The 26,287-nt window shown below is 69.1% G+C and carries 17 protein-coding genes and 3 pseudogenes; 8 read left to right on the plus strand and 12 right to left on the minus strand.

Annotated features, from left to right (window positions below; all coding sequences use genetic code 11):
* Nucleotides 1-580: 580 nt before the first annotated feature.
* Both ACIGO8_RS33425 and ACIGO8_RS33430 read right to left on the minus strand, forming a co-directional pair.
* Complete coding sequence (locus ACIGO8_RS33425; RefSeq protein WP_399738622.1) at nt 581-973, minus strand: hypothetical protein; 393 nt, start codon at nt 971-973, stop codon at nt 581-583.
* A 147-nt stretch (nt 974-1,120) separates the two neighbouring features.
* A complete protein-coding gene (locus ACIGO8_RS33430) occupies nt 1,121-1,540 on the minus strand; it encodes a hypothetical protein (protein WP_399738625.1) in 420 nt (139 codons plus the stop codon).
* A 465-nt stretch (nt 1,541-2,005) separates the two neighbouring features.
* On the opposite strand from ACIGO8_RS33430, the gene ACIGO8_RS33435 reads away from it, so the two are divergent.
* On the plus strand, nt 2,006-2,689 hold the full coding sequence (locus tag ACIGO8_RS33435; RefSeq protein ID WP_399738628.1) for an HNH endonuclease family protein: 684 nt from the start codon (nt 2,006-2,008) through the stop codon (nt 2,687-2,689).
* Nucleotides 2,690-2,699: 10 nt separating this feature from the next.
* Here ACIGO8_RS33435 and ACIGO8_RS33440 read toward each other — a convergent pair whose 3' ends face one another.
* Together ACIGO8_RS33440 and ACIGO8_RS33445 are read right to left on the minus strand one after the other, a co-directional pair.
* On the minus strand, nt 2,700-3,896 hold the full coding sequence (locus tag ACIGO8_RS33440) for a methyltransferase domain-containing protein (protein WP_399738631.1): 1,197 nt from the start codon (nt 3,894-3,896) through the stop codon (nt 2,700-2,702).
* 866 nt (nt 3,897-4,762) lie between these two features.
* Nucleotides 4,763-4,975, minus strand: a complete 213-nt coding sequence (locus ACIGO8_RS33445; protein ID WP_399738634.1) for a hypothetical protein — start codon at nt 4,973-4,975, stop codon at nt 4,763-4,765.
* A 466-nt stretch (nt 4,976-5,441) separates the two neighbouring features.
* Between ACIGO8_RS33445 and ACIGO8_RS33450 the strand changes: the two genes are divergently transcribed.
* The 3 genes from ACIGO8_RS33450 to ACIGO8_RS33460 are packed head-to-tail and all read left to right on the plus strand — an operon-like array spanning nt 5,442 to nt 8,469.
* Nucleotides 5,442-6,548, plus strand: coding sequence for a bifunctional DNA primase/polymerase (locus ACIGO8_RS33450; RefSeq protein WP_399738637.1), 1,107 nt, complete (start codon nt 5,442-5,444; stop codon nt 6,546-6,548).
* A 26-nt stretch (nt 6,549-6,574) separates the two neighbouring features.
* Nucleotides 6,575-8,071, plus strand: a complete 1,497-nt coding sequence (locus tag ACIGO8_RS33455; protein ID WP_399738669.1) for a phage/plasmid primase, P4 family — start codon at nt 6,575-6,577, stop codon at nt 8,069-8,071.
* Nucleotides 8,068-8,469, plus strand: a complete 402-nt coding sequence (locus ACIGO8_RS33460) for a DUF6009 family protein (protein ID WP_399738640.1) — start codon at nt 8,068-8,070, stop codon at nt 8,467-8,469. Before ACIGO8_RS33455 ends, ACIGO8_RS33460 begins: the two co-directional genes overlap by 4 nt.
* A 917-nt stretch (nt 8,470-9,386) precedes the next feature.
* Here ACIGO8_RS33460 and ACIGO8_RS33465 read toward each other — a convergent pair.
* The 4 genes from ACIGO8_RS33465 to ACIGO8_RS33480 all read right to left on the minus strand — a co-directional run bounded on the left by ACIGO8_RS33465 (nt 9,387) and on the right by ACIGO8_RS33480 (nt 12,921).
* Nucleotides 9,387-9,758: a hypothetical protein gene (locus tag ACIGO8_RS33465; protein WP_399738643.1), complete on the minus strand. Its 372-nt coding sequence runs from the start codon at nt 9,756-9,758 to the stop codon at nt 9,387-9,389.
* Nucleotides 9,759-10,165: 407 nt separating this feature from the next.
* Entirely contained in the window at nt 10,166-11,383 is a 1,218-nt protein-coding gene (locus ACIGO8_RS33470) for a beta-ketoacyl-[acyl-carrier-protein] synthase family protein (protein ID WP_399738646.1), read from the minus strand.
* Nucleotides 11,380-11,739, minus strand: a complete 360-nt coding sequence (locus ACIGO8_RS33475) for an acyl carrier protein (protein ID WP_399738648.1) — start codon at nt 11,737-11,739, stop codon at nt 11,380-11,382. The genes ACIGO8_RS33470 and ACIGO8_RS33475 overlap by 4 nt, the downstream gene beginning before the upstream one ends.
* 30 nt (nt 11,740-11,769) lie before the next feature.
* Nucleotides 11,770-12,921 carry an SDR family oxidoreductase gene (locus ACIGO8_RS33480; protein ID WP_399738651.1) on the minus strand — a complete coding sequence of 384 codons (1,152 nt, stop codon included), beginning with the start codon at nt 12,919-12,921 and terminating at the stop codon, nt 11,770-11,772.
* Between the two features lie 777 nt (nt 12,922-13,698).
* Here ACIGO8_RS33480 and ACIGO8_RS33485 point away from each other — a divergent pair.
* Nucleotides 13,699-15,843 carry an MMPL family transporter gene (locus ACIGO8_RS33485; protein WP_399738654.1) on the plus strand — a complete coding sequence of 715 codons (2,145 nt, stop codon included), beginning with the start codon at nt 13,699-13,701 and terminating at the stop codon, nt 15,841-15,843.
* A 610-nt stretch (nt 15,844-16,453) separates the two neighbouring features.
* On the plus strand, nt 16,454-17,191 hold the full coding sequence (locus tag ACIGO8_RS33490; protein WP_399738657.1) for an alpha/beta hydrolase: 738 nt from the start codon (nt 16,454-16,456) through the stop codon (nt 17,189-17,191).
* A 277-nt stretch (nt 17,192-17,468) separates the two neighbouring features.
* On the opposite strand, the pseudogene ACIGO8_RS33495 reads toward ACIGO8_RS33490, so the two are convergent.
* Together ACIGO8_RS33495 and ACIGO8_RS33500 are read right to left on the minus strand one after the other, a co-directional pair.
* A pseudogene (locus ACIGO8_RS33495) lies at nt 17,469-17,804 on the minus strand (DUF2326 domain-containing protein); the annotation flags it as partial.
* Nucleotides 17,805-17,862: 58 nt separating this feature from the next.
* A pseudogene (locus tag ACIGO8_RS33500) lies at nt 17,863-18,147 on the minus strand (ABC-three component system protein); the annotation flags it as partial.
* A 156-nt stretch (nt 18,148-18,303) separates the two neighbouring features.
* Here ACIGO8_RS33500 and ACIGO8_RS33505 point away from each other — a divergent pair.
* Nucleotides 18,304-19,347 carry a hypothetical protein gene (locus tag ACIGO8_RS33505; protein ID WP_399738660.1) on the plus strand — a complete coding sequence of 348 codons (1,044 nt, stop codon included), beginning with the start codon at nt 18,304-18,306 and terminating at the stop codon, nt 19,345-19,347.
* 1,048 nt (nt 19,348-20,395) lie between these two features.
* Here the strand turns inward: ACIGO8_RS33505 and ACIGO8_RS33510 are convergent.
* A pseudogene (locus ACIGO8_RS33510) lies at nt 20,396-22,150 on the minus strand (S8 family serine peptidase).
* 768 nt (nt 22,151-22,918) lie between these two features.
* Complete coding sequence (locus ACIGO8_RS33515) at nt 22,919-24,865, minus strand: ATP-binding protein (RefSeq protein WP_399738663.1); 1,947 nt, start codon at nt 24,863-24,865, stop codon at nt 22,919-22,921.
* 726 nt (nt 24,866-25,591) lie between these two features.
* On the opposite strand from ACIGO8_RS33515, the gene ACIGO8_RS33520 reads away from it, so the two are divergent.
* Nucleotides 25,592-25,990, plus strand: coding sequence for a hypothetical protein (locus tag ACIGO8_RS33520; protein ID WP_399738666.1), 399 nt, complete (start codon nt 25,592-25,594; stop codon nt 25,988-25,990).
* Nucleotides 25,991-26,287: the final 297 nt, after the last annotated feature.

Below are 26,287 nucleotides of genomic sequence, written 5' to 3' on the forward strand. Positions count from 1 at the left end.
CAGCTCATGGGCCAGGTCGCCGGCGGCCCGGCCGCCCGCGGTGAGGCCCAGCTTCGACCGTGAGCGCCACCTACACCGGCAGCATCGCCCAGGCCACCGTCCCCATCGGGACGAAGACACATCCTGCACGTCCGCGACGGCCGGTTCCCTGAACAAATCAGGTAGGCCAGTGCGAGGCTGGCCGCCAGGCCGCGCTGGACTTGGACCTGGTGGTCACTTTGGTGATCGTACGGATCGCGGAGGTGAGGTCGGCCAGGCGCCACAGGCCCGGCGGCTCAGTAGGCTACGCGGCCCCGCGGCGGGGCCGCGCGAGCAGCGTCTCCACCGCGACGACCTGGACGTCCGAGACACCGGCCGAGCCTCGTAGTCGGCCACGTAGCGCTCGGCAGCCAGCGGGCTGAAGCTGACCACGGACTCCTGCCGGCCGTCCCGGCCTTCCTGTATCCACGTGATCTTGACGCTGCGCACTGCACTGCCCGGCCGGCCAGGCCATCTTTCGCACCTGCTCCAGCACCACGGCGTAGCGCGTGTCCCTGCGGGGCGCGGGCGCGGGAGGGCAAGTTGAAGTCGCTGATCGCGGTCACGCGGCGGGGTCGACTTCCGGGTGAGTGAAGGCCACCGGCTTGCCGAGTTTGCGGGCGTAGGCGATCTCGGCGCGGGTGGAGTCGCCGATGTAGTCTCCGACGACCAGGACGCGGTCCGCCAGGCGGATCTTCGCGCGGTGCAGCCCGTCCAGCAGCCGCTTGCCCTCCTCGGCGGCGGCCGCATCGGCCCACAGCGGGTCCTGGGTCTTCATGTCGCATGCCGGCTTGACAACGATGTGGCCGGTGAACGTCAGCTCCTTGTCGGCTTCGGCCATCTCCTTCATGAACCGGGTGCTGCCGCAGATCACGACGGTCTCCGGGATCTCAAGGTCGCGCTTCGCTGCGGCGAGCTTCTCCGCGGCGGTGAGGAGCTGAGGGCGGGACGACACGGCGATTCTCCTTCGTCAGGGAGGGCGATGCTGGTCTGTCCAACGAGCGGGGCAAGGGCGGGGCGCGGTGCCGCTCCGCGGGGGCGCGTCAGCAGCCCCTCCGTCCCGAAGCGGGCTGTGGAGGGGGCGGTGCGGCCGGGATGCTGTTCACAAGGCGGCTCCGGGAATAGTCGGGTCGGCTGCCAGAACTTTGCCCACAACGTCTGCGGTGGGCGTCCACAGGCCGAGCGCGCCGTCGGCCGGAACGGGCCGGGATAGCGGGCGGGCAGCGCGGAGGGTCCAGTGCCAGAAGCCGAGCATGCCCCACGGGGCGCAGCAGCCGTTCGGGTCGGCCTCGTGGCAGGAGTCGAGGACGGCGGTGCCGATGATGGCGCCGCGTACGTCCGGGGCATGGGGCAACTCGAGGTCGGCGGCGGTCACCTTGGAGGCGTGCAGCTCCTTGCCGGCATGGATGAGGATGGTGGTGCCCAGGTGCATGCCGGACACAGGCCGGCCGCGGTTCTCGGTCGCCTTCCCTCCCCAGACGATGGCGTCGGCATACGGCTGTCGGACAGTCAGGGCACGCATCAGTGAGTCAGTCCTCGAGCGTGCCCCTGGTACTCGCCAGCGGTCGGGACAGGACGGTGATTCAAGCCTCCTGGCCCTCACCCGCTCGCCGCCTCTCGCTGCCAGTGCCGCCGCTGATTGCCTCCACCGAAGCCGCCACCGCCTCCTGATTGCGCCGTGTTCCATGACTTCGCTTCCGCAGCGGAGCCATGCCCTGCCCAACGAGCCTGGGCTGCCGCCCGTTCCGGGCGAGATGCCGCCATGGATCAGGTGGTGTGGCTGTTGTGGCGGCCGGCGGCAGGGACCGTAGCCGTGGCCGGCAGCTTTATCGGTGTGTGGAACGGACGTCGGACGGTGGAAACGGCGGAGTGAGCTCGCTTCGGACCCTTGGGAGGGACGTTTCTCCGGTGAACCTCCTCACCCGCGCGGACGATCCGTGGCCGCTCATCGAGCACCGACGGGGCGGCAGCCGGTATCCGTACGGTCGTGATCAAGAACATGGTGCGCGGCCTCGCCGCGCTCTCTCTCGCCCTGGCGCCGCTCGCCGTCCCGCACACCGCGCTCGCCGCACCCTCGGCGCCCGGCGCCGCCGACGTGCTGACCCTCGCGGCCGCGATCCAACAGATCCCGGTCGTTGACGAATCCCGGGCCGGATACGAGCGGACGAAGTTCAAGCACTGGAACACCGGCCTGGACCCGGCCGACGGCTGCAACACCCGTAACGAGGTCCTGCTCGCCGAGGCGATCGAGTCCCCGGCGGTCGGTGCCGGCTGCAAACTGACCGGCGGACTGTGGATCTCGTACTACGACGGCCAGGAGGTCACCGACCCCGGCAAGCTCGACATCGACCACATGGTCCCGCTCGCCGAGGCCTGGGACTCCGGCGCCTCCGCCTGGACCGCGGCCCGCCGCGAGGCCTACGCCAACGACCAGGACGCCGCGACCTCCCTGGTCGCAGTCTCCGCACGGTCCAACCGCCAGAAAGCAGACCAGGACCCGCGCGAATGGATGCCGCCCGCCCCGGAGGCCACCTGCCGCTACGTCTCGGAATGGGTGGCCACGAAGCTCCGCTGGGGCCTCAGCGCCGATCAGGGCGAGGCCAACGCACTCGCCCTGTACGCCGACGGACCCTGCGAGGACACCATCGTCCACTACACGCTTGCCCCGTAGGGCTCGGGTTTCAGCGCGCGGCCACGACGGTGGTGGGCGAGTCCAGCCACACCGTGGCCGCGCCGCCGGCGCGGACGGTCAGCCCGTAGCGGCCGACGTCGGGCCGCCCGAGGAGCTGCTCCCATCGCGCGTACGCGGCGGTGATCTCGTCCCACAGCGCGCGCGGGCCGCTCTGGGTGACGGCGAACTCGGTTGCGGTGCGGCCGTCGTAGTCGACGGTCGCCCACGAGCTTGTGGTGTCGTCGCCGATCTCGAGGCGGGTGTGCGTGTGCTCGCCACTGGTGTCCCAGAAGAAGGAGGCGCCGGGCACGGCGAGGCCGATGTGGAACTCAGCGTCGAGGTCGCCGCCGGCGACCGCCCACGGCGAGAGCGTGGTCGAGGAGCGAGTGTCGGCCGCCGGGCTGTCCGGCGCCGCCCCGGCTGTGGCGGGCTCGCGCGTGGCCGGGCTCGTCATCGGCATGAACGAGGCGAAGGAGTGGAACCGGCCCTCAGCGCCGCCGCCCTGCCCCGCAGTCAGACGAAGCGTGCCGTAGCGGCACCATGCCGACGTCCACGGTGTCACGATCCATCCGCCGGGCCGGACCTGGGTGAGCCAGGCGGACGGCACGTGGTCGACGGAGAACGTCGCGAGCACGGCGTCGTACGGGCCGCCCGTCGCCCATCCGTCGGCGGCATCTCCACGGATGACGGCCGGCGCGTACCCGGCGGCTTTCAGGTTCTCCTCGGCCTGGGTGGCGAGCACTGGGTCGAGTTCGATGGTGGCGACGTTCTCGTCGCCGACGAGCGCGCACAACAGGGCGGCGTTGAACCCGGTGCCCGCACCGAGCTCCAGTACCCGCGGCGCGGCCGCCCCCTGCCCGGCCGGACGATCCCCAAGGCCGGTGAGGAGTAGGGTGCGGGCGACCATCGACGGCATCGACGCCGAAGATGACGGCAGTCCGCTGGTGAACTGCGTGACGAGCGGGGCGTCGCTGTAGGCCGCGGCCAGCCACCGCTCCGGCTCGTCTCGGCGGTCGAGGGGCGCGTAGCCACCTTCGCCGTTCCGCAGCCAGATCCGCTCCGGCAGAAACCGGTGCCGGCGCACCCGACGGAACGCCTCGACCAGCCCGGCAGGCAGCGGGCCGCCGAGCTGCTCGGCGATCGCGTCGAGCATGCCCTGCACGAGCTCGTCCTCGGCGCCCCCGGCTGGGCGCCCGACGATGGCCACCGAGACTACTTCTTCTTGCCGGGGTCAGTCGGCGGCGGGGGAGGCGGAGGGGGTGGCGGCGGTACGGGCCGGTTCGGCTGGTGCCCATCATCACCGATCGGCGAGCGGTGCTTCCCCTCCACGATCTCTGCCACAGCAGCCTCCTCGAGGTCTTGTCAGCCTCAACGGTAGGAGCGGAATCCGAGATACGGCAGGGCGCAGACCAGACGCCAGTCGCCTTCCGCGCACTCGGCGGGCGCCCCCGGCTGTTACGCGGGCCCACGCCGGCCGGCCGGTGCCGCGCTTCGGGCGGTGGGCGACGCCCCAGGCGGCAAGGTCGTTCGCTCCGGCGCCCCGGGTGACGTCATGCCTAGGGCGATTGCGAGGTTCCGTGAGCACCCGAACTACAAGCGTGACGGCCAGTACGCGACGGAAGAACGACACGACTTCGTGTTCCACGCGAACTGCGACACGAGCCGCGATATCAAGATCGCCTTCCTGCCGTTCCATCTCCTTAAGGACCCCCACAACCGCTGAGAGAGACCGGGGGCGAAGTGATGCGCCCCGAGCGGGCGGTTCCCGACCTCATTTCGCGACGACTCCGACTACCTGGTGACGTGGATGCGGGCTCGGCGGGTCTGGACTAGCTCGCGTCAGCCGGAACTGACCTTCTTGGTGCCGTCGACCAGCAAGAGGCGGAGGCGGCAAGTAGAGGCAGGCCGGCCATGAAGTGGACGATGTCGGCGTAGAGGCGTAGTCGCTGGCCCGGGCGAGCTCGTGGAGCCGGTCGATGACGGTGCGGACCTTGCCGCGCTCGCCGAGGCCGCCCCAGTCAGGACCTGGCGTCGCGCAGGACATCGGCGGTGCGGTCCTCGGCGGTCACCGCTTCAGGCACCGCGCCGAGGGCCTTCTCGTTGGCCCGCGCGCTCTCGATAACACCGTCCGTGCAGCGTCTCGGTGGTGGCCGCGCAGCGGTCGAGGACGGCCGGCAGCTCGTCGATCGGGGTGAGGTTCATGTCCGCGAGGAGCTGCTGGCGGGAGACGGAGTGCGGCAGGACGTGGCGGAGCCGGTCCACCGTCCAGGTGTCACGGGCCGTCACGCCTGTCTCCTGGATGGCGAACGAATTCTGGGGCTCAGTCGCTTGGGTCGCTCCGGTCGCTCTTGGAGTGCGGGTGAGCAGGAGTGCCAGCGACTGAGGCTCAGCGACCGGGGTGGCATCAGTAGCTGGTGAAAATCTACAGGTCAGAGGCGTCGTGCTCTAGAGGCCAGCGACTGAAGCGACTGAAGTTCCTCATATCAGCTCAGTAGCTTGCGTGCGTGTGCGTGATATATAGGAGTCTTGAGTCGCTTCAGTCGCTGATTCGCTGACTGAAAGTGACCTGACCTGCAGCTTCTCTTCGAACCTGAGTGCAGCGACCAACGCAGTTTGGTCGCTGCAGTCAGGCTCTCGGTCGCTTCGGAAGCGGGGTGGACGGCGCGCCCAGCCGAAAGGTCGGCCAGGCGGGAGTGTGTTCGCTAGTCTGTCTCCGTTGTTGAGTCGCTTGAGTCGCTGATGGGGGAACGCAATGCCTGCTGACCTGCGGGTTTCCTCCAGGGACTCGACAGTCGCTACATCCGCCCATGCTGAGCCTGGGTCGCTTTCGCTTGCCCGCTGGTGCGCCAGCCACGGCTGGCCTGTTCACCCGCTCGCGCCGGGCAAGAAGACGCCTGCGGCGAACTGTCGCTCTTGTCGCGAACTTGGCCATGATCGTCGGACGTGCCCATGCCGCGTGGCGGGCCGCTGGTGCCACGGCTTCCACGCCGCAACCCTGGACAGCAACCTCATTCAGGAGTGGTGGGGTTCCCGCCCGCAGATGGGTGTCGGGGTCGCCTCTGGGCCAGCAAACCTCGTTGTGATCGACATCGACGCGCATACGGCTCCGCCGCCGACGAGGAACCGGCTCTTGCCCGGCATCGATATCGCCGAGGACATCGACGTTTCGGCAATGACCACGGGCTTCCACACGTTGGCAGTCCTGGCTGCCCTGCGTGGCCACAACAGCCCTGCTGAGGACGCCACCACGCTGAGGGTCCGGACACCGTCTGGAGGGCTGCACGTCTGGTACCGGAGCGCTGATTCCCGTCGCTGGCAGTGTTCGTCGGGTTCGAGTCCGACGAGGGCGCTTGCCTGGCAGGTCGATGTCCGCGCTGACGGCGGCTACATCATTGCCCCTGGCACTACCACGGAAGCAGGCACCTACAGGCCGGTCGGCAGTGTGCTCACACCCGCTCCGCTGCCGGCCTGGCTCGCCCAGGAACTCCAGCGCACCCACCATCTGCCTGCCGCTCATGTGCCTGCCCCACGGCCGGTGCCCGGCCGCGCCCGACAGGCCGTCCTCGCCGCCCGCGGTGGCAGCCCGGCCGTGAATGTCCTCGCGACCGTGCTGGCCGAAGTGGCTGAGTGCGCGGGCAGCGCGGAAGGCACTGGGTTTTCCGAGAAACTCAACCGTGCCGCCTACACCGTCGGCGGACTTGTCGCCGGAGGCCACCTCACCGCCCAAGACGCGCAGAACGCGCTCATGGAGACCGCCCGCCAGGCCCGCCCCGGGCAGGAGCGCCGTGCCGAGGCAATCATTCGCAGCGGTATGACCGCAGGCGCTCGTCGCCCGCTGCACCCGGGGAGCCGCCCGTGACCAGCCCTGCTGGCGGTGAGCCGAACATGCTCTTCGACTTCGATCCGCGCGCGCTCGCCGAGCAGATCATCGCCAAGTCCACCACCACCCTGCCGCCGCAGGCCTCCGGGACGAGCCCAGTTCAGGCGCAGACGGGTGCGACCGCGCACGGCCTGATCCCGGACTCCCTGACCGACCGAGGCAACGCCAAGCTCTTCGTTCGGCTCTACCAGGCCGACTTCCGTCATGTCCCCGGCCTGGGCTGGTACCGCTGGGACACCACCCGCTGGCAGGTCGACGAGGACGACTCCGTCCTGTGGGCGGCGGGTGAGATCGGCGAGCACATCGCCACCACCGACCCCAGCGGCGAGCATCCTGTCGAGGCGTTGAGGAAGCACCGCCGCCGCGCGCTGAGCACCTCGGGCATCAACGCCCTGCTCACTCAGGCGAAGTCCGCACCGGGCATGGTCCTCAAGGCCGAACTCCTCGACGCCGACCCCTACGCCCTGTGCACGCCGGCGGGCATCGTCGACCTTCACACGGGCCTGCTGCGCACCCCGGACCCGAACAAGGACTTCCACTCCCGCTCGACCACGGCCGGCCCGGCCGCGATGCCCATCCCCAGGTTCCTGCGGTTCCTCGCCGATACCTTCGGCGAGGACGCCGAGGGCACGGAGATGATCCGGTTCCTGCAGCTGCTGCTCGGATACTCGATCACCGGAGACGTCGGCGGCCAGGTCATGCCGTTCCTGTTCGGCGCGGGCAAGAACGGCAAGTCTGTCCTCCTGGACGTGCTGATGAAGCTGCTGGGCGACTACGCCGACGCTGCCCCGCCTGGCTTCTTGATGGCCCGCCCCTATGAGGGACATCCCACCGATCTGGCCGAGCTGCACGGCCGGCGCGTCATCGTCTGCTCCGAGGTGAAGCCCGGCGACAAGTTCGACGAAGCCCGCGTCAAGCTGTTGACCGGCGGCGACCGCATCAAGGCCCGTCGAATGCGCCAGGACTTCTTCTCCTTCGCTCCCACCCACAAACTGTGGCTGTTGGGCAACCACCGGCCCGAGGTCGGCACCGGCGGCTTCGCCTTCTGGCGGCGCATGCGCCTGATCCCGTTCGAGCGGACGGTCTCCGACGACCGTAAGATCGACAATCTGGCCGACATCCTGGTCGCCGAGGAAGGCCCGGGCATCCTCAACTGGCTCATCGACGGTGCCCGCCGCTACCTGGGCGGTGAGAAGGATCTGACCGGCCCGGCCAAGGTCCGTATCGCCACCACCGCCTACGCCGAGACCGAGGACCACACCGGACGGTTCTTCGACGAGGCCTGTGTGCTCAACCCTGATGCGCGGACCGAGCAGAAGACCCTCTACGACGCCTACCGGGGCTGGTGTCTGGGTGAGGGTTGCATCCCGATGAACAACCGCACGTTCGCCGCCCGCGCGCGGGAGCTGCTGGGGTTGGCCTCCCCGAAGCAGATGATCTTGTCGAATTCGCGAAAGTACTACCCTGGCATCGGCCTGCTCGCCGACGAGGAGATGGCATGAGTTCCCTGATCAGCGAGGACGATCTCCAGCACGAGGCCGAACTCGTCTGGCTCGAGGACATCACCCGCCTCGACTACGTCCGCCAGAGCCTGGACCGTCTGCCCACCCGCACCGGCAAGCCCGCCTACCACCGCGACGGCCGCATGGTCGGCTACGCCACCTTGACCGCCGGCGCGAAGGCCTCGCGTGCGTCGGGTACGTTCCGGCGTCGGGTGTTTTGGCTCCTGCCGCACGACCGTGATGCCGAACCGAAGGGCCTGTATGCCGGCTCTGCTCCGGCGGAGGCCGTTGATCCCAAGACTCTGGCTCCTCGGACGAAGGGGCGTAAGACCGAACGCTCGGAGGGCGGCCCGCCGTCCAGCGCGATGCGGGAACTCGGGATAACCCTTCCGCTCTGATCCTCGGGCTCCCTGCTTGCAGCGACCGAAGCGACTCAAGCGACCGAACTTCCGACATCACCGAACCGCCTTGGAGCGGCCCGCCCCAGGCTCGCAAGCGCCCCGGCCCTGGCAGATGGAGACCGCTCTCCGCTGCGCGCCGCTTCGGGACCCTTCAGGAAGATACAAAACCGCAGCTAGGCTGTGTGCCAGCCCGTGCCGGTATGGAGTGTGCGGGTCAGGCCCGGTGCCCATGCGCTTTGGGGGCAGTACCACCGGGCCGCCCCATCTCCCCGCGGCAACGTTGACGACCGATCAGGCACCGGTCGTGCGCCAAGGAGCTGGCTGCAGCTCCTTGCCGTGGCGATTCCTGGGATGCGGCCGCCCGTGTCCGTCAATGACGTGGTTGTTCCGATCTCGGGGCATCGCATAGGTCATCCAGTGTGCGCAGGGTCTATTGCGTCGAGGACGCCTGGCAGGCGCGCGCAGCCCGCGGTGGTCAGCGCGGCGTGCAGTTCCAGGTGGCGACGGTCGGCCGGGGTCGAGTGGAGCGGATAGGCGGCTCGCTCTGGCTGGCGCGGTGCCGCCAGGTCCTCCCAGTCACGGACGACTTCGGTGCCGAAACCCGGCCTGTCTGCGGGAATGATGGTCCGGCGGTGCGAACGTCCGCGAGGCATGCGAAGTGCCGACGCCTTCGAGGCGTGGGCACTTCGCGAGCTGGCACGGGCCAACGTGCTGGCCATGTCCCTGGTTGGGGTCCGTAACGGGCAGGGCTGAGGGAGACGTGGCCAAGATCGCCAAGGTTACGTTGTTCCGCCCGACGGGGTCCGGGACGTCAATCCACAACTCAACGCCGACAGCTTCGACTCGCTCTACCCGAAGGACAAGGGCGGACGGCCCAGGACCTTAACCCTGTCCGACCGCCGGGAGATCAAGAGTCAGACGTGTACGGTCTTTGCCTCGCCCCAGCCCCACGTGCCGATGATGCTGCCCCCGCCGCCGTAGGCCCCGACTCGGAGGATGACCGTTCCGGAGCCGGTCAGCCCGCCTGCGCCGTTGACCGTCACTCTGGTTCTGCCGGGACCGGCCTTGCTGCCACACGGCGCGCTGATCGTCTTCCAGCTTTCCCCGCTGCTCTTGTACTGGAGGGCCATGAGCGGAGTCACGCCACTTCCCGAGCAGGTTCCCGCCAATGAGCCCTTGACCGTGTAGTGAAAGCTGGTGGGGGAATCCGCGGCCACGGTCACGGTGGCGTCCACCTCGTAGGTGTTCCCGGTCTCCCAGTTTTGATTGATGTACGTCAGTTTCACGGTCTCGGCGGCTGCTGCCGTCCCTGGCGTGTAGGCGCCGCCCAGGGCTGTGAGGGTGACTACGGTCGCCCAGGTCGCGGGGCGTCGCCATGGGCGACCGCGGCCGTTCGGGCGCGCCGTGGGAGTGCCTGGTGACGAAGTCAGCTGACGCATGGCGTCCTCCGATCGAGAGTGAGAGCCTTCATCCCCTCGTGGGGCTGCCTATCCCTTCCCTGTTACCGGCCGTTGACAGTGTCGCGGTGGCGCTATTCCCCCGATTGGTCAGGGCTGACGCCACCTGACCACCCGGCTGCCGCTCTCGATCGGGGGTTGTGTCCGGCAACGGCGACTCCCGGAACTGCTCGAGCAGCGGCAACGTGCCGTGGTCAGGCTGAGGCCGAGGTCGCAGGAGAGCGCCGGACCGCAATTCACTCCTTCTGGAAGACAACAGCGGCGTTGTGTCCACCGAAGCCCACCGAGTTCGACAGGACGGCACGCAGCGCCGCCGGGCGGGGCGACCCGGCAACCACGTCGAGGCCGATGGCTGGGTCGACGGTGTCGAGGTTGGCGGTGGGCGGGATGACGCCGTGGTGCAGGGAGAGCACGCTGCACACGGCCTCAATGGCGCCGGCCCCGCCGATGGCATGACCGAAGACGCTCTTGTTGGCGGTGACCGGCGGGGGCGTCCGGAAGAGGCTCCTCAGAGCGCGGGCTTCGGCCAGATCGTTGAGGATTGTGGAGGTGCCGTGGGCGTTGACGTGGTCGATATCTGCAGTGGAGAGCCCGGCGTCGGCCAGAGCGGCGGACATGGCACGGGCCGCTCCTTCGCCATCGGGGTGCGGCGCGACGCAGTGATGGGCGTCCCCAGCCAGACCCTGCCCGACAAGGGTCGCGTAGATGCGTGCGTGGCGCGCCCGTGCGTGCTCAGCCCGTTCCAGCACCAGTGCGCCGGCTCCTTCGGACAGCACGAAACCGTCGCGGTCCGCGTCGAAGGGGCGTGAGGCGGCGGCTGGGTCGTCAGCGCGGGTGGAGAGCGCGCCCATGCGCCAGAACGAGATCGAGCCCAGCTGACAACGCGCCGAGTCGGCGCCGCCGGCGACCACGATGTCGCAGGCACCGGACTCCAGGAGGAGCTTCGCCGTCGCCAGGGCGGCTGTCCCAGAGGCGCAGACGACGCTGGTACACATGGTGGGTCCCTGTGCGCCCAGGTCAAGGCTCACCTCGCCGGCGGCCATGCCGGGCTGACTGCGTGCCACGAGGCTGGGGGTGACGGCCCCGTACCGCCGTTCCATGATCTTGACGTACTCGGCCGGGTGCTCCATCGAACTCCCGCCGACGCCGATGACCACACCGACCCGGGTGGCCTCCCACTCGGTGGGGTGCAGACCGGCGTCCTGGACGGCTTCGCGGGCGGCGACCACGGCAAGTTGGATGAACCGGTCGGTGCGCCAGCGCAGGCCCCGGCCCAGCAGGGACGACAGTTCCTGGTCGGGGACGCGACAGGAGAAGTCGACGGGCAGGCCCGCCAGCTCGGGGTCCGTGGCTGCCGTGGACTGCCCGCTCAGCAGACGCTCCCAGGACTGTTTCACACCCACTCCGGCAGGGGTGGCGAGTCCGAGGCCGGTGACCGCGACCGCAGGACTCAACGTGCCACGCTCGCCGGCTCGCTCGCCGGATCCGTCACCATCTGTTCCGCCGGCACGCGGTCTGAGGGCGGGAACGTGTGGGGGCGAACAGCGGGGGAGGAGGCTGCGGCCTGCTCTTCCAGGAGGGAGGTGATGAGCTGCACGGCTTGCCTCAGCGTGGTCTCGCTGGTGAGCCCGAGGTCGTGGGAGATGCGCAGGCCTCGTTCGTCCTCGATGATCGCCAGGATCTCGGCCATGGCCAGTGAATCGAGTTCGAGTTCCTCGAACGTCGCGTCGGGATGCAAGGCTTCGGCATTCACCTCGAAGTGGTCGCGGAGCATGGCTTCGAGGTATGCGGCGAGAGGCTCAGCCGGCATGGCGCTTCTCCGTTCTGTGTTATGTGCTGGTCAGGCGCCGGCGCCGGCCGTGGAGCGCGCGCGTGCCGGCGACGAGAGTGCGGCTCGGAGGAACGCCGCGTCCGGCGCGGCGGGCCGCGCGATCCCGTCTCGTGCTTCGGCCCGGTCGAGCGCGGTGCGTTCGTACCGGCGGCGGTGAAGACCGAAGCGGTGTCCGCCGGGGTGCAGCGACACCAGGTGCTGTTCCAGGTCGCTGGGGGCAAAGCTGTGTTCGACGATTTCCGCGCGAACCCAGGGCGCCTGGGCGGCGATGGCCTCGACCCACATGCCTACTGGGGTGTCGACCGGATGGACGACATGGCATGTGACGGTTCCCGGGTCGGTGTCCTCACGCGCCAGGCGTACGACGGAATCCGCCGCGTAGTCCACCGGAGCGACGTTGTGCAGGCCGTCCGGCCGGCCGGGGAAGCGCAGAGGGATTCTCCCGTGCGCATCGGGTTGCGCTCCGAACCGTTCGGTGACGTACTGAGGCCCACGCGCGGCCAGGCGGCCCAGTGCCCAGCGTAGCCCGGCATGCGAGCCGCGCGGGCCCCGTGCCGCTGGCGGGCGGTCGGTCAACAAGGTACTGGGGCGCAGGACCAGCGCACGGCGTCCGTTCGTGGCCCAGGAGCGGACGAGGACCTCAGCCAGGTACTTGGATTCCTCGTAGGGAGTGACGAACCCGTAGGACGAGTCCAGGTCCTCCTCGGCCACGACTCCTTCCCGGCGGTCGCCCGCGACGAAGGCGGTACTGATGTGCACGAACCGTGGTACCCGGCTCCCGGCGGCGGCCAGCGCCAGCATGCGGCGAGTGCCTTCCACATTGACCCTGACCACCTGCTCCAGCGGGGCGTGCATATCAGTGGTGGCCGCGCAGTGCCACACCTCGTCCACTTCGCCGGCCAATTGATGGAACACGGCTGAATCCAGGCCCAGCAGGTCCTGCTCCAGGTCTGCCTGCACCAGGCGAAGCTGCCCGGCCGCCAGCGCCGCGGTAATCGCCTCGGAGGCATTGGCGAACTCCGCGGCACCGTGCAGACGACCGACGGCCTGCTGAGGTGTCCTGCGGGCGAGGGCGATTACCGTGTGTCCGTCGCCCAGGAGGCGGGGCAGCAGGTGACAGCCCAGAAAGCCGGTCGCGCCTGACAAGGCGATGGTCTTCATGAGCGCGAGCTACTCCTTAGCCGGTGCGGTGTCGCCGTGAGGCGGTCATGGGACCGCGCGCCGGGACGCGAGCGACCGGGAGCGGATGCCCGGGCACGTGTGACAGCGTGGTGGGAGGGTCCGGTCCATGCCAGCGACACACGCAGGACCTCACTCAGATGCCGGTCCGCTTCGGCGCGTTGCGCACGGCCTGGGACACGGCAGGGGCGAACACGAGCGTCGTCTTCGCGGCGCGGGCGCACTCGGCTCGGCGTTTCGCGGCAGACCTGGAGTCAGGGCGTTGGGAGGAGGGTGCTGGTCCACGAAGCCGAAGGATTCGGACAAGGCCATGGTGAGAGAGGCGGCCCGTGGTCTGTCTGTGACGGCATCGAGCTCCCGGCCGGGGTCCTGGTCGGTGAGGTTGACCGTGGGCGGGATCAGGAGGGCCAGCGAGCGGTGTGACGAATGCTCCAGCCGTCGTGCCAGGCGCCCGCCGTACAGGGCGAACGGGCCGAACTGCGTCCGGCACTCACAGCCTCCCACGGGGCGTCGGTGGATCCGGCTGGTGTGAACATGGCCAGTCCCGTGACGGCGACGTCGGTGGTGTTCGCCACGACCGGTCCCATCATTCAGCGCAGCGGTTGGCGGTAGGAGCGATGTTCCGGCAACTCTCGTGTTCTCTGCCTTGCCGCAGCGCCGGCGCCAACCGACTGGCACGATCCCTCCCGCAGGGCGACGTCCCCGCCGACGGAGTGTCGTTTGCCTGGGCGCCCGCCCGTACGGCTCAGAATCGACGCCATGGCGTACCGGTCCCGACGATGGTGCTGGACGATTCTGCTCGGCGCCCTGACGACGGTACTCGTCGCCGCCCTGCAGACCGGGCCGGCGTACACCGCTCTCGACGTCGGCGGCTCCCTTGCCGTCGGGACCGAGGCACAGCGCGCCGAACAGCGCGCCCGCGAGCAAGGAATCCCTTCCTCCGACCTCATTCTGGCGGTGTCCGGACCTCCCGGTGCCGCCCCTGCACCCGCCCTGCTGCGTGCAGGAGACCGTGCGGTGACCACCCTCCTCGACAGCGACCCGGCGGTGCGGGGCGTGCGGTCGTTCCATTCAACGGGCGACCCCTGGCTGCGCTCGCGCGACGGACGGACCATGCTCGTCTCCGTCGACCTGCTCGGTGACGAGAACCATCGCGTGCACGCAGCCGAGCACCTTGTGCCTCGGATCCGCTCAGCCGCTCCCGGGCTACGCGTGGAAGCCATGGGCGCGGCCTGGGTGGCGGCCGAGATCGAACACAGGAGCCAGAGCGACCTGCTGCGGGCAGAGGTCCTGGCCGCTCCGGTCATTCTGCTCGTGCTGCTGATCGCCTACGGTTCCCTGGTCTGTGCCCTGGTCCCGTTGCTGATCGCCGGTGCCGCGGTCACCTGTACCGTCCCCGTGCTCGCGCTGCTCTCCCGTGCCACAGACGTCTCGGTCTTCGCCGTGAACGCCGCCTCCGCCATCGGATTCGGCCTGGCCGTCGACTACACGCTGTTCCTGCTCGCCCGCTACCAGGAGGAGATCGCCCGCGGCGCACCTCGCCACGAAGCCATCCGCATCGCCCTGCGCACCAGTGGTCGCTCCGTCGTCTTCTCCTCCGTCGCCGTGGCGACGTGCCTGGGCACCACCCTTTGCGTCCCCCTGCCCCTGCTGCGGGGCCTGGCCCTGGCGGGCATCACCGTCTCCCTCATCTCGGCGGTCTCCGCCCTCGTGCTGCTGCCGTGCCTCGTGACCCTCCTCCGGCACCACCTGCACCGCCTCGACCCGTTCTGCCGACTGCGCAGATCGTCGCTCGGCCTCGACAGCCGGTTCTGGCGGACGATCGCACGCCACGTCACCCGCCGCCCCCTGCTCGCCGGCACGGCCGCCGCGAGCCTGCTGCTCATCATGGCCCTTCCGTTCAGCCAGGTCCGCCTGGGCCTCATCGACCATCAGTCCCTGCCGTCCACCGCGATGGCAGCCGCCACGACCACGCGAGTACAGGACGGCTTCGACCAACCACCCGACCGGCTGCTCACCGTCATGGCCGAACTCCCGCCCGGCAGGACCGGTCCCTCGCACGTGTGGGCGGAGTACCGCGCGAGGCTCACCTCCCTCCCGCATGTCAGTGCCGTGCGGATACTGCCGTTCCAGGCTGCGGCAAGGCCGAACGAGACCTTCTGGGTGGTCGCGTCCGACACGGAGCCCACCTCCCCTCAGGCGGTGGAACTCGTCCGTGCCCTGCGGGACACCCCGGGCAGCCGACTGGTCGGGGGTCGCGCCGCCCACATCACCGACACCGTGTCCGCGGTGCGTTCGGCCCTGCCCCACGTGGCCTGGCTTTTGCCCGCGGCCTTCGCTGTGCTCCTCGCGGCCTTCACCTGCAGCGTGATCGCGCCCCTCAAAGCGATCCTCGTGGCTGCAATCAGCCTCGGCGCGACCCTCGGAGCGGTTGTGGTGATCTTCCAGTACGGGCATGGCAGCACCCTGCTCGGCGGCTTCACCGTCACAGGAACTCTGGACACCTCACTGCTGCTGTTCACCCTCGCCATCGCTCTGGCTCTTTCGGTGGACTACGAAGTGTTCCTCCTCGGCCGGATCAAAGAGGAGTTCGAGAAGACCGGAGACAACACACTGGCCGTTGTCGAGGGAATCGCCCGAACCGGTCGGCTGATGACCTCAGCTGCCGTAGCCGTGGCCGTATCCATGACGGGTTTGGCGACCTCTCAGGTCACTGAGCTCAAGCTCGTCGGCATCGGCGTTGCAACCGCCGCCTTGGTCGACTCAGTACTCGTACGAGGTGTCCTCGTACCGGCCGTCATGGCCGGGCTGGGACCCGCCAACTGGTGGCATCCCGTCCGAGCGCGCCGGTCACAGCCTGCCCAGATGGCGGCCCGTGTCAGGCCGTCGCTCGAGGAGCCCTGACCTCGCACCTCACAGGGGCTCCCTGGACGAGCAGCTGCACGGCACGGCGATGGGTCCGCCACGACGGTCTCGCAATTCTGCCAAGATGCGCGAGTCGCCACTCGTGCAGGGACGTCACCGTCGCCGGCGCTTGGCCGAGAGTTCGGGCCTCCGGTGCAGGCTCGGTCTCCGCCTGAGCGGCCGCGCGGGCCTCCAGTGCGACCGCGTCCGCGGTCATCGCCCCGGCCCGCAGCGCGGCGGCAGGCCAGCGACGACATGTTCGTGCGTCATGCGGCGTCCGAGCAGCAGCACCTCGATGAGCGCGGGTTCGATGTTCATGAAACGACAGTGCCCCAGGTACGCCCCGCTGTCGCAGCGCCTCACCTCGGGAAGCCGCGATGAGATCCCAAGGGCTCTGTTCCGGCCCAACGGGCATCCGCCCACGGAGCCCATGCAAGAAACCGTTTGGCCGACCACGAAGATCACTGCTACCTTTCCCGAGGCCGTGCGAGAGAACGAGGAGGTGGTACCCGTGAACGCAGTAGCAACATGGGTGCTCCCTTCCGGGGTCACGGTCGGACGATAGGTCGTCCGGGAGCGCCGTTCCAGAGCACTCCCGAAAGGCACGACCATGCACGTCACTTCTGAGCAGCGCTTCGACGACGGTGTCCTCGAACGCGAATTCTCCCTCGGCGAGATCACCGGCTTCCTGTGGACGCCCGAGTCCACGTCCACGCCGGCGCCGCTGATCCTGATCAGCCCGCCGCCGCTCGGCCTGGGCAAGATGTACCCCCGGCTCGCAGGGCGGGCCCGGTACTACGTGGCGGACTACGGCTTCGCCGTGGCCACCGCCGAGCTTCCGGGCAGCGGTGACCGGCCCCGTCTGGCCGTCCTCGACCAGGCCCGCGCCGACCTGCGCCGCGCGATGGAGGTCGGCGAGCCGGTCACCGGCAAGATCGTCGACGCCCTCATCCTCCCGCTGGTCGAGAAGGCCGTCCCGGAATGGCAGGCCACCCTGGACGCCCTCCTTGCGCTGCCCGAGATCTGCGGCCCGGTCGGTTACGAAGGGGGCATCATCTCCATCGGTGTCCGGCTGGCGGCGGTCGAGCCGCGCATCGCGGCCGCCGGTCTCTTCGCCGGGAGCTTCGTGCCCACCGTCATGTTCGAGGAGGCCCGCGAGGTCACCGTTCCGCTGCAGGTCCTGCTGCAGTGGGACGACGAGGGAAACGATCGACAGGCGGCTTTGGCTCTGTTCGACGCCTTCGGCTCCAAGGAGAAGACCCTGCACGCCAACATGGGCGGGCACACCGGCGTCCCAGAGTACGAACTCGACGCCGGGGCCCGGTTCTTCGCCCGGCACTTGAAGTGAGACCGGGCCACAGGCCACCCGCAGACAACAAGCCGTGTCTGCCAGGACCTGCCCGTCGAGGACAGATCCTGGGCGCTCCTCTGCTACGTGCCATTGGTCCCTGCCAACCCGGCGGGGGCCGCCTGCAGCGCTCGGCACCATGAACTGTTCGATTTCTGCACAGCTTCGAGTGCCGCCCAAAGTCGCGTACACGTTTGTCGGTTCTTGTCAACAAAGCCAGGAAGTCGGGGCCGCGCTGGTAGCGGTGTGCGAGGACGGCCAGGGTGAGGTCGAAGCAGAAGATGACCATGTTGTTGATGCCGCGGCTGTCGTCGGCGTCGATGCGGGGCGTGATGCTGAGGCTGGTCCGGCCGGCCTCGATGGCGAGGTAGGTTTCGCGGCCCTCGGCATAGAGGCGCTGGGCGTACCGGGAGAACAGCAGGATCGCTTCGTCTGTTTGCTGCCGGCGTTCTCGGAGGTCGAGGTCGCCGGCCTGTTGCAGCTCGACGCTCTTGGCGGTGATCTGGCGGGCGCTGGCTTCGAGGGCTTGTGCTGCGTCGAAGCGGTGGCGAAGAGCACCGAGAGCGGCCTCCTCCCGGCCCAGGGCTGTCTGTAGGGCGGTCAGCGCTTCCATCGCTCCACCGGCGCAGGAGGCGGGCTTGGTCCTCGCCTAGGTCGGCGCGTTCCTGGCGTCGGGCGGCCTGGCGTTCGGTGAGTTCCTGGATCTCTTCCTCCAGGAACCTGCGCCGGTTGCGTATGACGGAGTGGTGGGATGCCTTGACGTCGTCGAAGCGGCGCCGGACCTGGTCGTTGAGGATGACCCCGAGCTCGCGGCCGACGGACGCGATGCTGAGGGCGATGACGATGACGTCCTCTCCTCGCGAGCGAAGGTGAGCCGTGCATGAGCTCCGGGCCCTCTTCGCCGACCCAGTCCTGTCCGCGTGGATCACTCGTGTCGGCACGACCGACCGGCACACCCATCACGGAACCGTCCCCTGCGAGCTCACGCGTTGGAGACCACGACCTGAACCAGCTACCTGGCCCGCATCCCGCTCGGCGTCACGTTAACCGGAGGGCCCGTTGTCGGACCCGGTCCGTACTCTTGGTTGAGGTACCTGAGACAGGAGGGCAATGTGGCCCGCAACGGGATCAACAAGCGCGAGATCGACAAGTGGGCCAGGGACTTGGTCAAGGAGACCAATAAGAGCCTTGAGCGCGCTCAACGACGGAACCCTCCTCGCGTCTCGGCGCAGATCGAAGCCACCTCCAGTGGGGTGCCCGGCGAGGTGACCGGCTACCTGGCCGGCCTGCTGCTGTGGCTGGACGATCGCGAGAAGCAGAACTCGTCGAGGTACACCGACGTCACCGCCTTCCCCGAAGAACTCGGGCTGGAGGACGAGGACCCGGCCATCCTGGCTCTCCAGCTCGACCAGCACGGCCTGGTAGAGATCCTCCGCGCCATGGGGACCACGACCCACGTCTGTCTCACCGACGCCGGCCGCGTCGCGGTGCGCGAACTCAATGACCTGCAGAAGGACCGCGCCGCCCGGATTCGCCACGCGATCGACGCACAGCTGCGGTGGCTGTTCGACACCGGCAGCGATCAGGCACCCGTCAACCCGGCCCTGTTCCTCGCGACACCCGGCTCCTACTTCGCGGGAACCGAGATCAGCAGGACCGACCTGCACCAGGCGCTCGCTTACCTCGCAGAGCACAACCTCATCGAACGCATCGACACCGACCCGCCCACGGTCGCCATCACACCCCAGGGCGTCAGCTGCGCTTTGGCAGGAGGAAGCGTGCAGGACCACGTGAACCAGCCCCGCCCCGGCACCACGTACAACAACTTCATGCCGAACGCCAAGGGCGTCATCATCGGCGAACAGCAGCACTTCACGCAGAACAACACCGACGGCGTCGACCCCACGTTGTTCGTCCAGCTCGCCGGGTACGTCGGCCAGGTTAGTCCCATCCTGGGCCTGTCCGAAGACGACCGCGTGGAGCTGGAGCGCGTCGCCCAGGACCTCCACACCGAGGCGACCTCCGGCAATCCCGAACCGGGCCGCCTGCGCCAGTTCGCCACCCAGCTCAAGGAGCACCTCCTGGCGGCCACCACCACCATGGCGGCAACCCAGGGCATCCAGATGGCCGAGCAGGCCCTCGCCACGCTCATGTAGAGGCCGCTCCAGCACCACCACGGGCCCCGGGGGGCATGACGCCCTCGGGGGCTTGTTGGTGGAGCTGACGGATATCGAGCAGACTGCCTTCGAGCTGTAAACCACCGTCAGCACGCCCCCGGGCGCCCGCGTCTCCGGCCGTGCCGCCGCGCTGGCGGTGGCCTCGTGCCCGTGCCGCTGGCCGGCCCCGCGCCGTTCCGCCGCCGCATGTCCGTCCGTGTGGCTGCTGGCGCGTTCGCGGCCGCCGTCCGTGCGGTCGCGGGCCCTTGTGCGGCCTGCGTCGCCCCTGTGCCGCCGCGCGGTCGAGGTCGCGGGTCCGTGCCCGGTCCGGTCCGCCCTGGGCCGGCCCGTGGTCTGCGCCGCGTCCGCTCCGCGCCGCCTTGGCCCCGCCCGCGCCCGCACTCCGCCCGCCGTGTCCGCGGCCTGTGGCGGCCCGGCTTCCGTGGTCGCCGCTGGGCGCGTTCCGCCGGCCGCGCCCGGCCTGCCCGCCTGGCCCGTTGTCTGGGCGGCCGTCGGCCCGACCGCGCCCGGCCTGCCCGCCCGGCCCGTTGTCTGCCCGAGCCTGGCGGCCTGCTGTGGTCGCCGCTGCGCGCCGTGCCGCGTCCGCGCTCCTCCGCTGCTCGCGAGGCCGCCGGCCAGGCCCTGCCCGCAGTTCGTGTCTGCGGCCGCGCCCGCGCCGCGGTTGGTCGCCGCTCTCGCGGCCGCTGTCCGCGCGCCGCCCGTCCGTTCGCCCGTTCGCGCCCGCCGCACCTCGCGGCCGCCGTTCTGCCCGCTGCGGTGCCCGGTGGCCGCCCCGCCTCGCGCCCTGCCCGCCGTACGCTCGCTGCCGTTGGCCTGTGTCCGCTCCCGCGCCGTCCGTCCGGCCCACGGCGGCCGGGTCGAGGGGCACAAGGTGCGGGAAAGGGACCTGGATCCAGGGGCCGCCCCCGCCAGGTGCAGACGTCAGCAGCACGGCCGTCGGGCTCACTCAGGGGCGCGTCAGCGGCATAGACCGCTGACGCGCCCCTGAAAAGCGGTGTTGCAGTTGTGGAGGTGGTTCAAGAAGCGATCAGAAGGTGAGGCTCCACGAGTCGATGTAGCCGGTATCACCGGTGTACACATCGCGGACCCGGAGCTTCCAGGTCCCGTTGGCGACCTCGCTCGACGCGTCGACCGTGTAGGTGGTCTGGACGTTGTCGGCGCTGTCCGACGAGGAGGACGCCTTCAGGTTGCGCACGGTGCCGTCGGGAGCGATCAGGTCGATGACCAGGTCGCCGCGGTACGTGTGCTTGATGTCCACGCCGACCTTGAGGGCGGCGGGGGCGTTGCCGGTGCGGCCGGTGACGGGGATCGAGGACGACACGGTGGTGTTGTCCAGGATCTTCACGTCAGAGGTGTTGGTGAACACGCCGGTGACGGCCTTCACGGTTGCGGCGGCGTCGGCGATGCCGGCGCCGCAGCCGCCGGTGCAGGTGCCGGGCAGGGCCCGGGCGTTGTCCTTGATCGCGGTCTCGATCTGGGCCGGGGTGAGGGTGCTCTTGGCCGACTTGAGGAGGGCGGCGAGGCCGGCGATGTGCGGCGCGGCCATGGAGGTGCCCTGGTAGGGCTTGTACGACTCGGTCGACTGGGTCGTCAGGCCCGAGTTCAGCGTGGAGTAGATCGCGTTCTCGGGGGTGGTTACGGTGCCGGGCGTGTCGGTGGCGTTGCGGGTCTCGCCGCCCGGGGCCGACACGTCGACGGTGGTGCCGTAGTTGGAGTAGTACGAGCGGGCTCCGGCGCGGTTCGTCGCCGCCGGTGATGACGTTCGAGCAGTTGGCCGGGGCCTGGGTGGAGGCGTTGACGTTGTAGTTGCCGGCCGACACGACCACGGTGGTACCGCGCTGGACCGCCGCGGTGATCGCGTTCTGGTAGGTGGTCGAGCAGGGGCTGTTGGGGGCGCCGAGGCTCAGGTTGATGACCTTGGCCGGCGTCTCGTTGTCGGGGACACGCCCGGAACGGTACCGCCGGAGGCCCAGGTGATGGCGTCGGCGATGTCGGAGGTTGAGCCGCCGCACTTGCCGAGGACACGGATCGGCTGGATCTTCGCGTTGTACGCGATGCCCGCGATGCCCTTGGTGTTGTTGGTGACCGCGGCGATGGTGCCGGCCACGTGGGTGCCGTGCCAGGAGGAGTCGGAAGCCTTGGAGTCCTCTCCGCACGAGCCGGCCAGGGTCCAGGTGCCCTCGTCCGTCGGGTCGTCGTCACGGCCGTCGTCGTCGCGGGCGTTGTCGGAATCGGAGATGAAGTCGTAGCCGGACACGATGTTGGACGCCAGGTCCGAGTGGGCGGCGTAGCCGGTGTCGATGACGGCGACGGTCACGCCGGAGTCGGTGGTCTTATCCCAGGCCGCCGGGACGTTCATGCCGCCGGTTTCCTCGAAGAGGTCCCACTGCTTGGCGTAGTCGGTGTCGTTCGGTGTGACGGCCATCGGGTAGGCGCGCGCGTCCGGCTCCACCGCGGCGACGGACGGGTCGGCGCGGAAGGCGGCCATGACCTCGTTCACGTCCTGCTCGGTGGCGCTGCCGCCCAGGTCGACCAGGGCGGCGCCGGTGGCGAGGCGGCGCTCGAAGGCGAGCTTCTCGCCGGTCTGCTCGCCTTTGGCGGCCGCATCCGACCTGGCGGCGGCGTTGGAGCCGGCTTCCGCCGTTTTGTCCTTGTAGGTCACGATGACCTTCTCGACCGGGACGGGCGGCACCGTGGCCGTGTCCCGAGAGGACAGAGCCGGCTTCGGCGCCGGAGCCGATGAGGCCGCGAGGGCCACGGTGGAGGTGGCGGCGGTGCCCAGAACTGCGGCGCCTCATCGGTGGGGATGTGCGCGACGAAGCCGATGACTGCGCGGGCGATGCCTTCCGCGGTGCACGGCCCGGCCACCGACCGTTGCGCAGGGCGGCCACGAGGACCCGCCCGACGGCCTCCAGAGTGAAGGAGTCGTCATACGGGTCTGGGACTGGGACGATGATCCGCTCGGCGACGTCGACGAGCAACGAGGGCAGCCGCGGATCGGCGTCGGCGAACTTGGCAGCCGGAAGCGATCCTCAGAGCCCCGCCCTGTGGACAGAGTCCGGTGCCCCGGGGGAGCCAGCGGGACCGTCCTACCAACTGTGACGGTCGGCGGTAGATAGCCGCCGATGGTTGGCGAGCGCTGCGGACATGTCGGCTACCGCAGGCCAAGCGCCGGCAAGCGGAGCGTGAGGCCGCCGAGCGGGAGGCGCAACGGCCGGTATGCACCGGCTGCGGAGCCAAGTTCACCGACGACCGCTGGGACCAGGTGCGCGGGCGGGACCGGTCCTGGGACAGCGACCGCCTGTGCGAACCGTGCGCGGACGCGGCGAGCGCTCGGGCCGAAGCCGAACGACTCGCTCGCCGTCGTGCGGCCTGCTACCCGCCTGTCCGACATGACACAGCCAGCTCTCACTCCAGGGGCCAGCCGGCCTCTTCTGTCGCCTTGGCCGCAGCCGTCTCCGCCCGGTTGGCTCCCGTGGCCGATTCGGTGTCGCGCCCGCTGTCAAGTGGAGCAGCCGGTTCGGCTCGCGGCTTCGGCCGCACAGGTGTCTCAGGCGGTGTCATCGGCTCGTGGGGTGAGTAGGGGGACGACGTCGGCGTCAGCGTGGACTCGTTGGGCGTATTCGATGCTGCGGGTCTGGTCGGAGGCGTAGTCCAGCCGCTCGCGCTGCTTGCGGAGCCGTTCCTCGCAGGCGTCGATGATGGCGCCCCAGGTGATGATGCGGATGGTGACGCGGCCGTCGTTCCTGACGTAGCCGTCGGGGTGCTGCCACTGCACGACGTCCTCGATGGAGTTGCCGACCAGCCAGAATTCCCATTGTGTCTGGTCGTCGTGGCGGTAGCGCTCGTCGGTGGTGACGGCGTAGGCGTAGCTGTTGATCTGGGCGACTTCCGCTTCCGACAGCACGGTGCGAGGCCGCTTCAGTTCGACGACCAGGTGCTGTTTGGTCCGGCCGGCCCCTGAGACGCAGGACAGCAGCAGATCGAGCCGGCCGCTTGTGCCGTGGTGGAGCTGGACGCGCTGCTGGGGCACCGTCCGGCTCTCCAAGCGTGGCAGGTGCCGGTTGAGAGCATTGGTCAGTCCGATCTCGGACACAGCGTGACCGTACTCATCCCCAAAGATCCACAGCTCCTTCTCCAGCATGCGGTGCAGCTGGTCCTTCTCCCGCAGTGTGTAGCGGGCTTCGAACTCGAACAGCAGCGTCCGCAGAGTGTTCAGGGCATCGATGCGGTCGATGGTCTCAGCGTTCGCGGCGATCAAGTTCGCCAATGGTGTGCGGTCCACCAGATCTTCCAGCCGCTCCTTCTGCGGCACCGACAGCCCGAACAGCTCATCGAGCACCTTCGGCATCGCCGTCGGCTGCCGGCGCAGCGCCTCGCGCAGCAGCACCATCTGCGTACGGCGTGCGGTCTTCGGACCCTTCAGCTGGCGGCTGACCAGCCCCGCCACCTCGTTGAACGTTTCCCGCTCCGCCACTTCCACCGGGCCTGCCGGATCGCCGCTGTAGGGGTAGATACCTTCGTCGATCCACTGCTGCACCAACTTGCGCGTCCGCTCGCGCTCCTGCTCGCGGAAGTAGACGCGCAGCCTGCTGCGCGCGGCCTTGACGGTACTGCCGAGCAGGGAGTCCGGCTGCTCGAACTCACCCTCGAGCAGATCGTGGTCGGTCAGGTTCGCAAACTTGTCCCACAGGACGTAGGCCGTGAAGTGAAAGTCCGGTGCCTGGATCTGCGCCAGCAGCGTCACCCGGTGCACGCCGACACTGTCGCAGACGAGCAGTTCTCGCCGCGGGGGCCTGGTCTTCCACTCCACGATGCGCAGCAAAGGGCCGGGACTTCCAGTGTCGATGCCGATGTCCAGCTCTTCCTCATAGGGCTGGCCTTGGATCACCTCGCTGGGATCAAGCGCAGTTCCGCACCACCACACAGTCGCGGTAGGGTACTTGATCAAGTACATGGCAAGCCGACTGGTCAGCTCCTCCCGGGCCTGGTCCGCAGTGAGCCGCTGCTTGCGCTGGGCCTCTCCAGTCACCCGCACCACGGTCCCCGGCGCCTTCGCCGACGCCGGCCCGCGTTCGTCCACATCGAAGTTGCTGTCCCCGTCCTGGAAGCGGATGGCAACTTCACTGCGGCCACCGGGGCTGTCCGACACTGACGTCCACGTCGCGGACGATCCCAGAGCCAGCACCCGAAAGCGCCCGTAACCATTACGACCGTGCAGCTGCCGGCCGCTCTCGGTTCCCGGAGCGGTGCGCTTCCATGACCCGCCCATCCCCTTAAACGCGGACTCCACAGAGGTAGCTGGGATTCCATGCCCGTTGTCGCGCACAACCACGGCATGGACCCCACCGAAGTCGTCAAGCTCCAGGTCGACGTACACCTCGGTGGCGTCAGCATCCAGGCTGTTCCACACCAGTTCTTCCACGGCACCCAGCGGATCCGTGCGTCGAGCTACCTTCTCGATGAAGTCGGGACGTACTTCTACAGGAATCCGCATGGGTGAAGCATGTCACCCACTCCCACCGGTCATCCACCGGCAAGACAAGTAAGGCAGCAAGCTTTGGAAACAACACGTCCGGATGCGGGGCGTTACCTTCGGCTCCGGACGTTCAACGATCGGCCGACACCAAGTCCGACCGCAAGAGCCAAAGCGATTTCGATACTGGTGAACCACCAGGTCAGAGCAACCGCCGTGGCCAAAGCGGCGAGCTCGAAGAGTTCCCCCTGCCGTATCTCCGCAGCGGGAACACCCCGCTCCCGACGCCCCTTGTCCATGCGCGACAGCTGAGCTGCGGCACAGACAGCGCACAGCGCTACAGGGAAGAAAGAGTTGAACTCCTCGTGGGTGATGGCACGAGCAGCGATAGGAGCAGTTCCATCGCAAGCGCCTCGGGTAACCGCAGGGTGCGCGATGAGGCATGGGCACTCGCAGTTCCCGATCGAGGTATCCGGCCACACCTCAACCCGTGACGGTTCCCAGCGCGTCTGCCGCTTCCCGCCTGGACCGGCATAGCCATCAAGGTCGCGCATCACGCCCCTCCCGCAGCCTTAGCGGCACTGTAGCCCTCACCGAAGCCGCTACGACAGGGCCTTACTACCAAGACAACGACCAGTACTTCGACCAGCCCAGCCAGGTCTGAGACGTCGGTATCACGCCCACTGCACGCCGAGTTTCCGGAGGGCGGCGAGTTGGTCGGCGTCCAGCCGGCCCCTCCTGGATTTCGTGTTCGAAATCCACGTCCAGCTTGACGGGCACCGGTTCCGTCTCGCCGTCACCGCGACCTCGACGACCGCGCCGCGCGGCACCGGCCGGTCGCCTTCTCGCTCGATCCACTGTGTGAGGGCCGTGAGGCCGCGTTGGAAGGCCTGCTGGGCCTTGTTCGGGCAACTTCGTCGCATGCATGGCCGCCGTAGCGGGAGACGGCGCCTGAGCGGGCTTGATGTCCAGCTTGGTCAGCCGCTCCTGTTGTTTGGGGAGGTGTTGTGTCCAGACAACTGGCTGCTTCTGCTGCTGAAGCCACTTGCCCAGGTCGTCGCCGTCCATGAGCACGCCGGGGGCGATCTCGGGGAGGCGGCCGTCGGTGTCGACGAAGTCGGCGGCGGTAGTGGCGTTATCAGTTGAGGGGCAGGGGCAGTTCCGGGTCGATCGCGGTCAGCTGCTGTCCGCGATCGAGTCCCCGCCCCTCGGGTCCTTGCCGAGGCCGCCTTTGCGTCGGAGGTTGGCCGTGTGCTGCCCGATCGGCGCCGGGCCGTCGCCGGCCGGGTCGTCCCACATCGCGTCCTGACGGTGCGCCAGGCGCCCGGTGGACCGCCGGTACAGCGGTTATCGGTGAGAACGATCGTACTCGCGGCGGGCTTTGCGCTGAGCCGGGACCGCGGGAAGGCCCTGGCTGCCGTCGAGCGGCGTGGGCTGCGGAGT

This window comes from Streptomyces sp. NPDC053493, assembly GCF_044544825.1.
In the GTDB taxonomy this organism is placed as follows: domain Bacteria; phylum Actinomycetota; class Actinomycetes; order Streptomycetales; family Streptomycetaceae; genus Streptomyces.